Origin of the sequence: Streptacidiphilus jeojiense (assembly GCF_000719095.1) — a bacterium.
GTDB classification, from domain to species: domain Bacteria; phylum Actinomycetota; class Actinomycetes; order Streptomycetales; family Streptomycetaceae; genus Streptacidiphilus; species Streptacidiphilus jeojiensis.
In genome coordinates this window covers 1-15,478 of sequence record NZ_JOEH01000003.1, presented here as the reverse complement: position 1 = coordinate 15,478, position 15,478 = coordinate 1, and the positions used below count along the sequence as shown (strand labels likewise).

Here is a 15,478-nt window from a genome sequence, read left to right as displayed (position 1 = left end):
GCTACACCGGCTGGAGCTCCAGGTCGTGTCCGTTGCGCTTCCAGCCCCTTGCATTGCGGGTCATCGGGTGCTCCTCCCCGAACTGCCGGATCAACTCGTCGACCACCCGGCCACGCAGTTCCACGGCCTCGGCCCGACGGCCGGAGTCACGCAGGGTGACGGCCAGGTTGCCCTCGCACACCACCACGTCGGGGTGGCGCGACCCGTACCGGTGGACCAGCCCGCGCAGCGCGGTGCGGCCCAGGTCCTCGGCCCGGTCCAGGTCCCCGATGTCGCCGTAGCAGTTGGCGAGGTTGACCATGACCGAGAGGGTGAACGGGTGCTCGGGGCCGAGCACCCGCTGCATGGAGGCCAGCGTGGACTCGCCCAGCGCCGTGGCCTCGGCCAGCTGACCGCTGTCACGGAGGTATATGCCCACGTTGTTGGCGCAGGCCAGGGTATACGGGTGCTCGCTGCCCAGTGACTCCCGGTAGCCCTGGTGCACTTCGGCGGCGAAGTCCCTGGCGGCCTCCTTGTCCCCGGCCGCCGAGTAGTCCGCCGCCAGGTTGAGCGCGCAGGCCAGGGTGTCGGGGGCGACGGCGCCGTAGCGCTCCAGGTACTGGCCGTAGGTGTCCCTGGTGAGCTGCCTGGCCTCGCCCAGTCGGCCGACCCTGCGCAGCGCCACCGCATAGCTCTTGGCGTAGCGCAGCTTGGGCAGGTCGGTGACCGGCACCTCCCGGTACGCCTCCTGGAACTCCTCCAGCAGCTGCACCGAGCCCTCGTAGTCGCCGAGCGCCCGCAGGTCCTCGGCCAGCGCCGCCTTGCTGGCCAGGGTGTCCTGGTGGGTGGAACCGAGCACCGCGTCGCGCTTGTCGTAGGTCTCCTGGTCCAACTGGCGGGCGGCCTCGTAGTCACCGGTGAAGCGGTAGTCCAGGGCGAGGTTGTTGGCTGTCAGCAGGGTGCGGTTGCTCAGCTCCCCGTAGGTGTCCCTGAGCTTGGCGTAGGTCTCCATGTCCAGCTCCATGGCCTCCCTGAAACGGCCCAGCGCCCGCAGGTCGCCCGCCAGGCTGCCGGCCGTCATCAGCGAGTGCAGGTGGTCCGGCCCGAGCAGCCGGCGCTGCCGGTCCCAGGTGCTCTGGTCCAGTTCCAGGGCCTCCCCGAAACGGCCCTGCGAGCGGACCACGTTGGCCAGTTGGAACCGCAGCAGCAGGGTCTGCCGGTCGTCGGGGCCGTGCTTGGCGGTCCAGGCGTCCTCCAGCCGGTGGCCCAGCTCCTGGGCCACCTCCAGCTCGCCGCGCTTCCACAGGTAGCGGACGCGGTCGATGAGCAGCTGGCGGACCTCCGACTCGTCGCAGTCCTGGGCCAGCGAGGGGCCGAGGTGCGGCCAGATCCGCTCGAAGTCGGGCCAGCTCGCCCAGTCGTCGATGTCCAGCGACCCGGGGCGGGCGCCGGCCAGGATCTGGTGCACCTCGTGCATGGTCGTCTCCTGCTGCTCGGTGGTCAGCTCGGAGCGGATCACCGCCTGCACCATCCGGTGCATCTGGAAGGTCCGGCTGTTGGAGTCGACCTTGGCGAGCCCGTACCGGGTGATCGCCTGGACCACCTTGCCCAGCATCACGCTCTCCTGCAGATCCGGATCCAGCGCGACCAGCGAGCGCATCATCTGGTCGTTGTAGATCAGGCTGATCGCGATGGGCTCGGCGGAGAAGTACGCGCACAGTTGGAGCAGCCGGTTCGCGGCCGGGGACTGCTCGCGGAGCCTGGCGATGGAGACGTTCCAGGTGGCGCTGAACCGCCGGGGGTAGTCCGGGACCTCCTGCTGAGTGGTCGTCAGCGCCCTGACCGCCTCCCCCTGGAGCTCGGCGATGTACGAGCTGACCGGCGTCCCGGTGGTCTCCAACCAGGCGGCGGCGATCTCCACGGCCAGCGGGAGGTCCCCGACCGCCTCGGCGACCCGGTCGGCGTCCGCCCGGGACATCCCGGTGTTGCGTCGGCGCAGGTGCTCGACGCTCTCCTGGCGCGTGAAGACGTCCACCGGCAGCGGTTCGGCCTGGCCGGTCCAGGCCTGGTTGCGTGAGGTGATCAGGACGTGTCCGGGGCCGCCCGGCAGGAATCCGGCGATCTCCGAGGGCCGGTCGGCGTTGTCGAAGATCAGCAGCCAGCGTCCCACCTTGCTGCTCTGCCACAGTGCCTCCCTGGCCGCCTCGGCCGCCTCGGCCGCGTTGTCGCCGGGACGCAGGTCGAGTTTGACGGCGAGTTCGGCCAGGGACAGCATCACCTGGTCGGGCTGCTCCGCGTCGACCCACCAGACCAGGTCGTAGTCGGCCATGAAGCGGTGCGCGTACTCCAGCGCCACCTGGGTCTTCCCGACGCCGCCGAGGCCGTAGAGCGTGGTCGGTGTCGGCAGCACCACGGCGGGGTTGCCGCCGCGCAGCTGGTCCCGCAGCCTGTCCAGGATCGCCGACCGGCCGGTGAAGGCCGGGTTGCGCGGCTTGACGTTCCAGATCGCCGGACGGGTGCCGGGGAACCTGGGCCCGCCGGTGACCAGCAGCTTGTGCACGTCCTGCTCGCCTCGGCGCAGGGCACGCAACAGCTCCGACGCCGCCTGGGCCTCGTCCAGGCGCAGCACGTCCACCTGGTTGCGGTTGTTGAACGGAGCGGTGAGGCGGACGTCGCCGACCCGCACCGGGATCAGCTCGCGCCGGACGCCGGCCGGGTCGAAGTCGGCCACCGAGTTCCACACCGCATGCGCCTGTGGCGAGCGCACGTACGCCGGGGACAGCACCACCAGGGTGCGGGCCGCGGCGTCCATCCCGCGCTCGGCCTCGGCCCTGGGGTCGGCGCCCACCTCCCTGGGCAGCACCCGCAGCCCGGCGCGGGTCAGCAGCGCCTCGATCCAGTCCGCCCACATCCGGTCCTCGGGCGCGTAGGACAGGAAGATGTCCTCCCTTATCGCCGGACGGCGCCGGGTGAAGGAGTCGGCGTAGCGCAGCCGTACGTCCTCCGGCATCGGCGGCAGGCCCACCACCTGGTCCCGGGTCAGCGCCGCCGTCAGCCGCTCGCAGGCGGAGAGCATCGAAGTCGGCGAGCCCGGCTGATCCCCGAAGCCGGCCAGGATCTCCTCGTAGGCGTAGAAGGGCCGGTACGGGATCTCCACCGCGCCCCAGTACTGGGCGAGCTGGGCCTCGTTCATGTCCTCGGGCAGTCCGCCGAAGCGCTGCCGGGCCAGCGCCCGGCCGGCGTCCGCCTTGACCTTCTCGAAGTCGTCCACCCGCATCGGGACGGGCAGGATCCGGATGCCCCTGCTGCGGTAGCGCTCGTTGATGGTGCGGGCGATGGCCGAGGCGCCCTCGATGCTCTGGTCGCTGAGGGTGAAGCAGACCACCAGGTCGTCGGGCATCTCCACGGTGCAGATGTCGGCGATGTCCGACAGTCCGGTCCGGCTGTCGATCAGGACGTAGTCGTAGTGGGCACGCATGTCGGTACGCATCGCCTGGAAGAACTTGCTGCCGTCCAACTCGGCGTAGAAGTGGTCCCAGTTGATGGCGGCGACGGTCGCCGCGTAGTCGCTGCGCACCTGACCGGCCGGCAGTAGGTCCAACCGCCCCCCCTCCTGGAACATGGACCAGTTCAACGAGGTCGCATGCCGCCGGACCGTCGCGAACTCCCGGTGCCAGCCGTCCTCGTGGAATTGCTCCCGAAGGGCCTCATCCCGGTAGTCCATGATCAGGTCGATCACTCCCGTGGTGGCCGCGAGATCGTCCTGGTCCAGGAAGGGCCGGAAGAAGTGCGCCAGTCCGGGCGCCTCCAGGTCCCAGTCCACCGTCAGCACCCGATACCCGTTGGCAGCCAGGATCCAGGCGGTGTTGGCCAGCGCCATGGTGCGCCCGGTCCCGCCCTTGTAGGAGTAGAAGGTGATGATGCGGCCGCCCCGATCCTCCACCTGGTACTCGCTGGTCATGGGTTCCCTCCGCCGGATCTCGTTCACTGCTGTCGGTGGCGCGGTGCTGTCAGTGCAGTAGCCTGCGGTCGGTCGTCGTCGCCCCGTCACGGTCCGGCAAGGTCCCGGCGCGCAGGGTGGAGCGGCCGGAACCGCCGAAGTAGCCGCCCGGTGGCGGTGAGGGTCCGCCGCGCCCGGCGAAGCCGAGGATGGCCCGATGGATGGCCTCGGGTACCTCCGCCTCGAAACAGTCCAGGGTCGGAAGCCCGTCGGATCCGCCGCGCAAGCTCGGTCTGCTGTCCCGCCGCCAGTGCCTCAGCGCCTCCTCTGCGGCGTTGTGCAGGCTCTCGTCCGCCGCCTGGCACTCGGGGTCATCCGGATCCCAGGGCTCCATCAGGCTGATCCAGGCCGGGCTGCACCGGTCGAAGGCCTTGACCAACTCCAGCCGAGCCGGATCGAGCAGTGCGAACCGGTCCAGCAGCAGCAGGCCGGGAGCGGTCGGCTTCTCCGCGTTCAGCACCGCACCGGCCTCCTCCTCGAACTCGTGGATGCTCGGGTGGAAGCCCAACTGCCGGGCCGCCTGATCGGCGTGCAGCACCAGCGGGCGGCTGGACTCCGAACGGTAGGGCTGCCAGTCCAGCTGGCTCTCGCCGTACGCTGCCGAAGAGCGGCCCTCCGGCAGCCGGGTCGAGTCGCAGGCAAGCACCGCTATCCGCAGCCGGCGCGCGGGAACGGGCTTCTCGAAGGCGCTGGGCCGGGACTGGAAGTCCAGCTCCTGACCTACCGGGATCATCGTCTGCTCGGCCATCTGCACGATGCGCTGCGCCAGCCGGTGCACCGCGAGCTGGTACGCGTCGCGGAAGTAGTTGAGCTTCAGCAGGGCGTAGAGACCCTCTCGCAGATAATCCTCGCCGAACTCGCTGTGGTTGAACTGCAGTTGGCTTGCCGCGAGGGGCAGGTCGTGCTGCCGGCCGGGGACCCACAGCACCGGCACGATGCCGGTGGCAGGGCCCAGTGTGCCGGGTATCCGGTAGACCGGGCGCGAGGAGAAGGCCTGCCACTCCTGGCCGCAGGCGACGCTCTGGAAGTACCGGGAAGAGTAGAGCGGGACGAACACCCGACAGTGCGCCAGGGCTTCACCGATCCGCTCGGCCCATCTCTCGCCGACGTTCATTCCCCGGTCCATGAAGCCGGGCGGCTCGCCCTCCGGGAGGTCCGTCAGTTCCATGACGGCTGCGCACAGGTCATTGAACAGGCGGTGCACCCAGTGGTTGGGGTCTCCTCCGACCTGGCTGCTGGCCGGGGTGTGTGCGTAGCTCAGGAAGAAGAAGGGCCGAGGCGTGTCCTCACCCCACCCGCCGCGGACACTCAACGGGCACCCCCACTCAACAGAGCCTGACGTGTCGTCATGAACTCCTTCAGGGAAAGGGTACGCAACTCCCCGCTGTCGCGCTCCACGGTGGTGAAAGTGCATGATTCGGACCAGAGTTCGGGCGGCATGCAGCAGGTGTGGAGCCTGCGGATGATGCCGTAGGCGGGGGGCGTCATCCGGTCGGCGAGGTAGCGCTCCATGATCCAGCGGCGGGCCGCGTCCACCGCCGGGACCAGCGGAACCAACAGGCTGTCGGCCGCACCGACCTGCCCCTCCCCGAAAGGGACCTCTCTGCGGATCCGCTCCCCCATCTCCGGGAAGTGCCCGTCGTCCAGGTCAACGGCGTTGAAGAGCTTCCAGCAGCGCAGGCGGTGCTCGGTGCTGACCAGTGCGGCGTGCACCCGCACCGGCGGGTTCGGCGGGTAGTACTCGGCGAGGTGGTACGGGGTGAACGTCCGGTCGGTCACCCCGAGCAGCAGTCCCTGGGCCTGCATCTCGTAGAGCCGGCCCACGGGGGAGTCCTCACCGAGGTGGCAGTCCAACCGGTGGTCGGCCACGATCTCCGCCGCCCTGGGCCCCATGGCCGCGAAGGAGGTCTGCGGGTGCGCGCTGCGCAGTGCGCCCGGGGTGGTCCGGACGGCCTCCGAGACGATGCCGACCGTCCTCCGCGAGCTGGGGGTGCGGTCGATGTCGAAGGGCTCCATGGCGCGCCGATAGGCGATCTTCTGGCTTCTCAGGACCATTCCCGCGGTGTCCGCCAGGTACGCCGGAGAGCTCAGCGAGTTCTCCGGGGTGGCTGTGTAGACCACCAGCGTGCCCATCGGGCCGACGGCCTCCAGCAGCGCGTCCACGACGGTGCGGACACCGCCGCGGACCTGGCCGATGCTGCGGAGCGAGGCCTGCACGAAAAGCACTCCGCCCGGACGGACACCGATGCGGCCCAGGTCGTCGACAAGCTGCCGTCGGCCTATCACCTTACGTGGGAGGCAACCGGCCGGGCGCTGTCGCCGTCATCGCTGTCGAGTTCGTCCAGCCAAGGCCTCAGGGTGGCTTCCATGCCGGCGACGAAGCGGCCGCCGAGCCCGGTCAGCGACCCCGATGCGGACAGGGACCCGAGTGCCTGGGCGGTGTCGGCCAGACAACGTGCGAACTCGTCCTGGGCACGGTCGGCCGCCGTGCCGAAACCGTGCCGGCCCCGCAGGTCCTGCCAGCGGGCGCGCCAGTACTCCGTCACGGCGACATGGGCGTACGTCCCCTGGAGCAGACCCTCCAACGGACGCGGGTCCTCCCGCCACGGCGCGTGGAACGCCCGGGCGTCGTTCCCGTCGATGAGGTCGTCGAGGTCCAGCACCGCACCGAGCTTCACGTGCTGGAACTCATGGACCAGCAGCAGTGCCAGGGTGTCCGCAGTCGCAGGCCGGGCGATGCCCACCGCCCCGAAGGCGCTTCGCGCGGACGAGCTGATGTCACGGCGCCCGGAGGGCCGCTGCAACGGGGTGATCACCGAGAGGCCGGCGGCGATGCCCTCGGCGTATCCCGGCAGTATGCGCTTGATGAGCGCCCAGGCGCTGGTCAGGTCGCGTTCCCAGGCGGCGAACTCCTCCGGACCGAGGCGCGCGGACACCGGATGTCCGTGGGCGTCCCGACAGGGGTCGGTGTCCTCCAGACGGACGGTCCAGTCGGCGTCGGCAGCCACCGTGCGCGTCGGCTGCCAGCGCGGGTCCTGCTGTGCCCAGGCGATGCGGACCGTCGCCCCGGAGTCGGTCGTGGCCGTGAACCCGTCCTCGCACGACCGCACCGATACGAAGGCCGCGTCCCCGTCGACCAGCAACCGTCCGAGGCCCGGAAGCCTCAGTACGCCGCCACGCAGCGGGACCCGCACCTCCGCCTCGGACCCGGCGCGCAGGGCGACCGCTGCGGCCGACTCCGCCAGCCCGTCGCCGCTGTCACCGCCGTCGCCGCGCTGCCACCGCCCCGTCGCCCAGGTGCGGTTGTAGGGGTGGGACATGACCTGGTCGCACGCGTCGGGCACCTGGACGTCGAACTCCGTCAGCAGCCGCCACGAGGCCGAGGTCGAGGCCGAGGGTGCGGAGGCCGAGGTCGCGACGTGGGCCAGCAGGGTGCGGTCGATCTCCAACTGCTGGCCGACCAGGACCCGCACGGCCTCGGTGCCGCCGTGCCCGGCCGCCAGTTCGTCCCACTGCCGGTCCGTCAGTCCGGTGCCGGCGGTCGGCTCCGTCCGCGCGGGATCCGTCCCCTCTCCACGTGCCGCGACCATGGTGATGAACTCCTTGAGGTCTCCGCAGAAGACCGAGGGATTCTCGAAGCCGTTCTCCTCCCGGTACCGGTGCGCGTAGAGGCCGCCTCCGCAGGAGCTGACCACCGGACAGGACCGGCAGGTGGCGCAGAGGCCGGCCAGGCCCAGCTGACGGTCGATCATGCCCGGGTGCCGTGCCGCCCGGTCGAGGTCGTGGTCGAAGACGTTGAACCCGGTCCCCGCCGCCCCGTCGAAGGCGGTGCGCAGCGAGTCCGCCTGCTCCAGGGTGCCGTCCGTCTCGATCACCACGAGGTCGGCGGGTTCCAGCCCGAGGTTCTCGGTCAGGCTGCTCAGTCCGTGCAGGGTCCTCAGGACCGAATCGAAGGTGCGCACCGGCACCGGCCGTCCCTCGGCCTCCCAGCGCTCGTAGATCGCGCCGAGCCAGGCGGCGTAGGGAGTGCTCTCCGGGCCGTCGGGCCGCAGCGGGGGGTGCACCCAGGTCGCATGGGGGAGCAGGAAGTCGATCCCCGGGGGGTCGAGTGCCGTCAGCGCCTCGTACACCGCCAGAGGGTCGTTGCGTACGTCGATGGTGCACAGGATGCCGGCGAAGAGGCGCCGGTACCCGGGCTCCTGCAGCAGCGCGACAGCACTGAGGACCTTGCTGTGGCTGCTGCGCCCGTCGGCGTAGCGCCGGTGCAGGTCGTTCGCCGCCCTGTCCCCGTCGAGGGAGATGCCGACCCTGATGTCGTGTTCCAGGAAGAGGTCGCAGAAGCGCCGGTCGAGCAGCACCCCGTTGGTGTGGATGCGCAGGTCGAGCCCGCACGAATCGGGCAGCGCGGCCCTGAGCTGTTCCGCCGCGAATCCGATCGTCTCCGGACCGGCGAGTAATGGTTCACCGCCGTGCAGCACGACCCGGACGCTCGACAGCCGGTGCGCGGCAGCGTGCTCGGCGATCCTCACGGCGGTCTGCTCCAGTACCCGCCTGGGCGAGGCCATGGGTCGGCCCCGCCACTGCGTGTCCTCGTGCTCGTAGACGTAACAGTGGTCGCAGGCGAGGTCACATCGGCTGTGGAGCTTGAGGACGAACTGCCGGAAGGGCACCAACTCGACATCCCTGGTGTGGCGGAGATGGAGCACCCGTCAGGTCTGCGGTGACCTGTTCGATCGGGTCTGCACACCCATGATTGGGGATCCGGTCCGAACCCGCCAGAGGGTGTACCGGAAGAGGGCGCTACTTCGGCCAAAGAAGGCGAAACTCGTCCAAGCAGGTTTCGCGGCCCCGTCAACCGTGGCCATACTGAAAGCCCCACTGTCGCCAGGGAGGGCTCGGTAGGTAATTATGTGCCAGAACCCTTTCTCTGGGGCTCATGTGACGTATTATCACGTCCACGTCGCTAGTGCGACCCAGGGGGCTGGGGGCCGGCATGACACGCTGTCGCATCGCACGAGAGTGCCCTCCTTGATCCAATCGTGTGAAAACGGAGGGGTGAGCTCGTGTTTCGTGGGTTAGTGCTGAAGGCTGACGGCATGACGGGTGACTTCATGCGCCACAGGCACAGCCCGGGACGCGAGCTCGGCTGGGAGGTCGGCGACTGATGCCGCAGCATCTCGCGGAGAAGCCGGCAGCGCTCTCCACCCCGCTCTCCCCTCCCCCTGACGCCCGCATGGTGAGTGCCAAGAACGGTCGACAGCTGTGCGTGAAGGAGTGGGGCAAGAAGAACGGCACCGCCGTCTTCGTGCTGCACGGCACCCCCGGCAGCAGGATCGGCGTGGCCCCCCGCGACGGCGTGCTCTACCGCCAGGGAATCAGGCTGATCGCCTACGACCGGCCCGGGTACGGCTGGTCCGACCGGCACCTGGGGCGTCGTGTCGTCGACGCGGCCGAAGATGTGGAAGCCATCGCCAACCAACTGGACGTGGATCGCTTCGCCGTCGTCGGACGCTCCGGCGGCGGCCCGCACGCGCTTGCCTGCGCCGCCAAGCTCGGAGACCGGGTGATCGGTACCGCGGCCCTGGTCAGCCTGGCCCCCCGGATCGGCGACGACGGCATGCGTGACTCCTGGTTCGAGGGCATGGGCCCGGGGAACCGGGAGGAGTACGGCCGAGCGATGGAGGGTCTGGAGGCCCTCACCGAGAGCCTCCGGAAGCGCGCCAGGGCCATCCACAAGGCTCCCGAGGAACTGATCACGCAACTCCTGGCCGAGGTGCGGGCAGCCGATCTCCAGGTGATCGCCGACGCCGGCATCCGCCGGATACTCAAGGACAGCTACCGGGAGGCCCTGCGCCAGGACGGCGACGGGTGGATCGACGACGCGCTCGCCTTCGTCGACGACTGGGGCTTCCGGCTCTCCGAGATCACCTCCAGGGTCCTGCTGTGGCACGGCACCGACGACGTCTTCTCACCGGTCAGCCACTCCTCCTGGCTGCACGAGCACCTCCCCGGCTCCGAACTGGGAATGGAGCCGGGGGCGGCCCACTTCGACGCCATCGCGCGCCTGCCCGACGTGTTGAGCCTGCTCACCAAGCCTGGAGTTCCAGGATGTGATTGATCCGTTCCCACCCCTCGGCACTGACCGTGTCGGGGTGGGTCTCACCGAAGTTGCGGTCGTGGTTGAACGCCTCGACCGCTTCGTCGTGCAGGCGCTGTGCCTCCACGGTGCGGCCCAGGGCCTTGAGGGTCACCGCCAGGTTGGACCGGCAGGCGAGGGTGTCCGGGTGGTCCTCACCCAGGTGGACGGCGAGCCGGGACAGGCAGGACCGTTCGCTGGCCTCCGCCGCCGCCAGCTCCTCCAGCTCGGCCCGGGCATTGGCCCAGTTCACCTCAGCGCACAGGGTGAAGGGATGGCTCGCGCCCAGCAACTCCGTCAGCCGGGTGGTGGCGGTCTCCCCCAGACCGGCGGCACGTCGGCGGTCCTGGCGGCTGGCTCCCGGCGTCCGGAGGTAGACGGACACATTGTCACTGCAGGCCAGCGAATTGGGGTGGTCGTCGCCGAGAAGGCGACGGTAGCGCTGCCAGACGTCCTGCGCCCGGCGCAGCGCGTCCCCCGGACGGCCGAGGCTCCAGTCGTCCGCCGCCTTGTTCAGGGCGCACTGAAGAGTATCGGGGCCGTCCTCGCCGTAGCGCTCCACGAACCGTGCCAGGGTGTCATCGGTGAGGGCCGCGGCCCGCTCGTACTGACCCAGCACGCGCAGGGACACGGCGAGGCTCTTGGCGGCGCGCAGGGTGTCGGGTGAGTCGTCGCCCTGGAGCCGACGGAACGCCTCGTGGAGCCGTTCCAGGTCCGCTGCCGCGTCCCTCAGCTCGCCGCCGTCCCGCTTGTCCCGGGCCAGGTAGAGCTGGGATGCCAGGGTCCGGGCGTGGTCCGGTCCCAGCCCCTGCCGGCGCAGGCGCTCGGTGCGCTCGTCGTACTGCTGGGCGCTCTTGGCGTCACCGAGGAGCCGGTAGTCGATGGCCAGGTTGTGAGTGAGGTTCAGAACCTGGCGGTCCTCCTCCAGGAACTGCTCGACCAGGCTGGCGTGGGTGAGCAGGTCGCGGTCCAGCGCCTCCTGGTAGCGGCCCAGCGCCCGCAGGCCGCCGGCCAGGCCGCGGGCGGTGGCCAGGGTGCTCAGGTCGTCCTCGCCCAGCAGGGTGGACTGCTGCTCCCAGGTCCGCTGGTCCAGTTCCAGGGACTCCCGGTAACGCCCCTGGTCGCGCAGGACGTTGGCCCTGATGGTGCGCAGGGCGAGGGTCTGCGGATGCTCCGGGCCCAGGGTGGAGCACCACAACGCGTCCAGCCGCTCCCCCTCGCTCTTGGCGAGGGTGTAGTCGCCGTTGCGCCAGTGCAGCCGGACCAGATCGATCATCAGCTGCCGCACCTCGGAGATCTCCGACTCCTCAGCCCCGCAGGCCGCGAGGTGGGGTCGGATGAGTTCGAAGTCCGGCCGGTTCTCCGGGTCCTCCACCTCGCCGTCCAGTGGCCTGCACTCGGCGAGCACCAGCTGCACCTCGCGCTGGATCTGCTCGCGCTCGTCCTCGGTCATCTGGGCCCGGAGCAGCGCCTGGAGCACCCGGTGCACCTGGATGGTGCCGCGCCTGCCGTCCACCTTGGCCAGCGAGAGGCTTCGGATCGCCCGGCTGATCCCGCCGAGCACCGACGCCCCGCCCTTGCGTACCCGCGGGTCCTGCACCGCGAGGGCGGTCAGCATCGCCGGATTGCGGTGCAGCAACTTCTGCGAGAACGGCTCGGGCCCCAGGAAGACGGACATCTGCATCAGCCGGCGGGCGGACGGCCACTCCTTCTCCAGGGTGTTCAGGGACACCGCGAAGGTGGTCCTGATCGGGACGGGGTAGTCCGCCGCGAGCGGAGCCTGGTCGAAGATGTCCGCCGGGTGCTGCTTGAGCAGGTCCATGTAGGTCTCCACGGGCATGCCGCTCAACCGCAGGAAGGCTGCCGCCTGCTCGACCGCGAGCGGCAGGTCCCCCAGCTCCTCGGCCAGCTGGGCCGCCTCCGTGTCGGACATCTCCGGGACACGGCGCTCCAGGTGGGAGACGCTCTCCTGCCGGGTGAAGACGTCCACCTCCAGCTCGGACGCCTCCTGGCTCCACACCTGTTTCCGGGAGGTGATGATGACATGGCCGTCCCCGCCCGGCAGGAACTCGGTGAGAGTCTCCGGGTCCTCGGCGTTGTCGAAGATCAGCAGCCATCTGCCGATGCGCGTTCCGGCGGCCAGGGTGTCCTTGACCAGGATCGCGGCGTCGGCCTCACCGAGGGTTCCGCGGATGCCGAGACGGTCGGCGATCGCCGCCAGCTCGGTCGTGATGGAGGAGGTCTGCTCGGACGGCACCCACCAGACCAGGTCGTAGTCCGACATGAAGCGGTAGGCGTACTCACGGGCGAGCTGGGACTTGCCCACCCCGCCGAGGCCGTGCAGTGCCTGGGTCCCACTGGTCGGCTCCTGGGCGGACCGCCCGGTGAGGGTCCGCCGCAGCTCGGCCAGCTCCTTGGCACGGCCGGTGAAGTCGCTGTTGCGGCTCTGGAGGGCGACGAACTCGGGACGGATGCCCGGGTAGCGCGGGGCGTCCGGCGCGTCGAGGGCGGTCCTGGCCGCCTGGACGGCGGCCTCGTCGCCGCCGAAGTACTTGATCAGCTGTTCTGCCGCCACGACCGGAGTCAGCGCCGGGGAGGTCAGGTCGAGCGGGAAGCTGTGACCGCTCGGCGCGCCCGGCGGGACCGAACCCAGGCGCAGGCCGAGCGTCCGCGGCCGGGTCAGGGCCAGGCTGCTGCTGGAGACCGGGCCCCAGAACTCACTGGCCCTGGCCGCCTGGAGAAAGCGCACCGTGAGCAGCGGCACGGTCACCAGGGGGTCCGGCGAACCGCCGTTGGCCGCCCCCTTCGCCTCGTCGGGCGCGTCGGAGTCGATGCGGGAGGCGGCGAAGCGGTAGCCGGCTGCCTCCAGCAGGTAGCTCGTCCAGTCGAGCCACATCTGGTCCTCCACCGCGTACCAGAGGTGGAACCGGGTGTCCTCCCCGCCGCCGATCGGCTTGCGGTCGAACTTGGCGACGGTGGCCAGCCGCAGCGGCTCCGCCATGGGCGGCAGGGCGGAGACCTCACCCCTGGTCAGTTCGCGGGTCAGCCGCTCGCACGCGCCGAGCACGGTGTTGGGGATGCCGGTCTGGTCGCCGAAGACCGCCAGGATCTCCTCGTAGGCGTAGTAGGGCTTGTAGGGGATCTCGATGGAGCCCCAGTACTGGTCGTCCTTGACGGTGTAGAGCGCCTTGGGCAGACCTTCGAACTTGCTGCGCGCCTCCGCCCGACCGCGCTCGGCACGGTCCTTCTCGCCCTCGTCGATGCGCATGGGCACCGGAAGGATTCTGATGGGATCCGTGCTGTGGCCGATGACGCCCCGGGTCTGGATGTGCCGGGCAACCAGGGCGGCCCCCCTGATGCTCTGGTCGCTGAGGGTGAAGCACACCACCACGTCGTCCGGGAGCTGCTGGGTGCAGATGCTGGAGGTGTCGCTGAGCCCGGTACGGCTGTCGATGAAGGCGTAGTCGTAGCTCCTGACCATCTCCTCGCGCAGCGCGTCGAGGAACACCCCGCCGTAGTAGCGCTCGTAGAACTGGTCCCAGTTGAGGCCGTCGAGAATGGACCCGTAGTCGTTGTTCTGCTTGCCCGCGGAGATGAAGTCGATCCTGCCCCCGTCGGGGAAGTTCCAGTTCAGCTTGATCGCCTGCTGCTGCACCGCGGCGTGGCCGCTCAACCGGGCGGCTGCGTCCGAGGGGTTGTCCAGGGACCGCTCCAGGTAGTCGTTCACCATGTTGACGACACCGCCCGTGGTGGCGAGGGCCTCCTCGTTGAGGAACGGGTGGAAGAACCGGGACAGGCCCGGGGCCTCCAGGTCCCAGTCCACGGTGAGTACCTTCTTGCCGTTGGCGGCCAGGATCCACGCGACATTGGCCATGGTCATGGTCCGGCCGGTGCCGCCCTTGTAGGAGTAGAAGGTGACGACCCGCCCCTGGCGGTCCTCCGGAGCACTCCTCGGACTGACGGCGTTCATTGCGGACCCTTCTGGGATGTGGACGAACGGAGGGCATGGAGCTGGATGAAGGCATTGCGTGCCTGGCGCAGGGCGACCGGCACCAGTGCGGCGAACGTGGCCGCGTCGGGGATGCCGCCGCGCAGGTGCTCGTAGCCCGGCGTGGGCTGCCCCAGTGCGACGTTGAGGGTGTCCCAGGTCAGCAACCTGAGCTGCTCGATCTCCTGTTTGGACCGGCGGGGAATGCTGTCGGACCTGGGCACCCAGGGGACCATCACCGCCACCGGACGCCGGCGCTGCTGGTTGTACCCCAGCAGATGCCGCAGCATGGTGTCGTTCTGCAGCGCCCAGCGGTCCAGCAGCAGCAGTTGCGGGACGAGTTCGACGTCCTCGACGGTGCCGGCGGCCCTCCGGCTGGCCCGCTCGAAGTCCTCGACCGAGCGCACGTGCACATTGCTGTCCCTGGCCACCGCGGCGGCGAGCTCGGCCAACGGCCTTGCGCCCTCCTCACGGTAGGGCTGCCACAGCTCGGGGAGCTCGCTGTAGTCCGCGGGGTCGCAGCCGGGCGGCAGGCTCTCGCCGGTGGTCCTGGCCAGCACCAGGATGCGCAGGCTCCGCACCGCCGGATGGTCGGGCCAGGGCTGGGGTTCGCGCGACAGGCCCGTTTCCGCGCCCGGAGCCAGGTCGATCTTCTCCACCGCGTGCACTATGGCCTCGGCCACGCTCCGCACTCCGACCAGGTACTGGGCCCGACGCTGCGCCAACTGGTGCCGCAGTCCGTTCTCGCCGAACTGTAAGCGCAGGTCCTGCTCGTCGAGGGCGACCCCGTCGGGTGCACTGCTCCAGAGCCGCTCCCACAGCACGGTGATCACAGCGGCGTCCGAACTCCCGTCCGGGGAAAGCCGCTTGTGGAAGGCGAGCCACTCGTTGTGGCACTCGGCGTCCTGGAAGTACTCCGGGGAGCAGAGGACGACCAGGGCCTTGCTCCGGGCCAGCGCCTCGCTGCGCCGGGCCCGCCGCAGCTGGTCGTTCTCCCCGGGTCCGTCCAGGTATCCGGTGACCTTGCCCGCCGGCCGGGAAGGACGCTCGGCCAGGGCCCGGTTGAGGTCGGCGTGGAACTCCGCCACCCAGGGATCGCCCTGGAAGGAGCCCCGCGGATGCGCGTAACTCAGGAAGTACTTCGGATACTCCCACTCCCTCGCAGACCCGCTCATCCCACCGTCCTTCCCTCCGTCAGAGCTAGCCCGCCGCTTTGGACTGCAAGAAGGTGACACCGTCCCAGTTGGGCTTGGACTGGTGGAAGGCGCTGGGGGCGGTCTCCACATCCACCATTCTGCCGGGTTCCACCGTCGTGTACATCAGAAGGTCGCTGACACGCCGCGCCAGCTGGTTCACCACCTGGTGGTACGAATCC

At 70.0% G+C, this 15,478-nt stretch carries 7 protein-coding genes; 1 reads left to right on the top strand and 6 read right to left on the bottom strand.

Annotation, left to right across the window (positions count from 1 at the left end):
• Position 1: 1 nt before the first annotated feature.
• The 4 genes from fxsT (IF29_RS0103710) to IF29_RS0103695 form a co-directional block, all read right to left on the bottom strand.
• The gene (gene fxsT, locus IF29_RS0103710; protein ID WP_030249457.1) at positions 2–3,940 is read right to left on the bottom strand and encodes an FxSxx-COOH system tetratricopeptide repeat protein; all 3,939 of its coding nucleotides are present in this window, start codon (positions 3,938–3,940) and stop codon (positions 2–4) included.
• A 49-nt stretch (positions 3,941–3,989) separates the two neighbouring features.
• Positions 3,990–5,393, bottom strand: coding sequence for a TIR-like protein FxsC (locus IF29_RS0103705; protein ID WP_084713483.1), 1,404 nt, complete (start codon positions 5,391–5,393; stop codon positions 3,990–3,992).
• Positions 5,288–6,196, bottom strand: coding sequence for an AAC(3) family N-acetyltransferase (locus IF29_RS0103700; RefSeq protein WP_063757421.1), 909 nt, complete (start codon positions 6,194–6,196; stop codon positions 5,288–5,290). Before IF29_RS0103700 ends, IF29_RS0103705 begins: the two co-directional genes overlap by 106 nt.
• 65 nt (positions 6,197–6,261) lie before the next feature.
• Entirely contained in the window at positions 6,262–8,685 is a 2,424-nt protein-coding gene (locus IF29_RS0103695) for an FxsB family cyclophane-forming radical SAM/SPASM peptide maturase (RefSeq protein WP_232242011.1), read from the bottom strand.
• A gap of 458 nt (positions 8,686–9,143) precedes the next feature.
• Here IF29_RS0103695 and IF29_RS0103685 point away from each other — a divergent pair, with 458 nt between their 5' ends.
• On the top strand, positions 9,144–10,097 hold the full coding sequence (locus tag IF29_RS0103685) for an alpha/beta fold hydrolase (protein ID WP_232242010.1): 954 nt from the start codon (positions 9,144–9,146) through the stop codon (positions 10,095–10,097).
• On the opposite strand, the gene fxsT (IF29_RS0103680) is transcribed toward IF29_RS0103685, so the two are convergent.
• Together fxsT (IF29_RS0103680) and fsxC are read right to left on the bottom strand one after the other, a co-directional pair.
• On the bottom strand, positions 10,066–14,085 hold the full coding sequence (gene fxsT / locus IF29_RS0103680; protein WP_037594283.1) for an FxSxx-COOH system tetratricopeptide repeat protein: 4,020 nt from the start codon (positions 14,083–14,085) through the stop codon (positions 10,066–10,068). The genes IF29_RS0103685 and fxsT (IF29_RS0103680) overlap by 32 nt on opposite strands.
• Entirely contained in the window at positions 14,082–15,278 is a 1,197-nt protein-coding gene (gene fsxC / locus IF29_RS0103675) for an FxsC protein (RefSeq protein ID WP_030249443.1), read from the bottom strand. Before fsxC ends, fxsT (IF29_RS0103680) begins: the two co-directional genes overlap by 4 nt.
• Between the last annotated feature and the right edge of the window lie 200 nt (positions 15,279–15,478).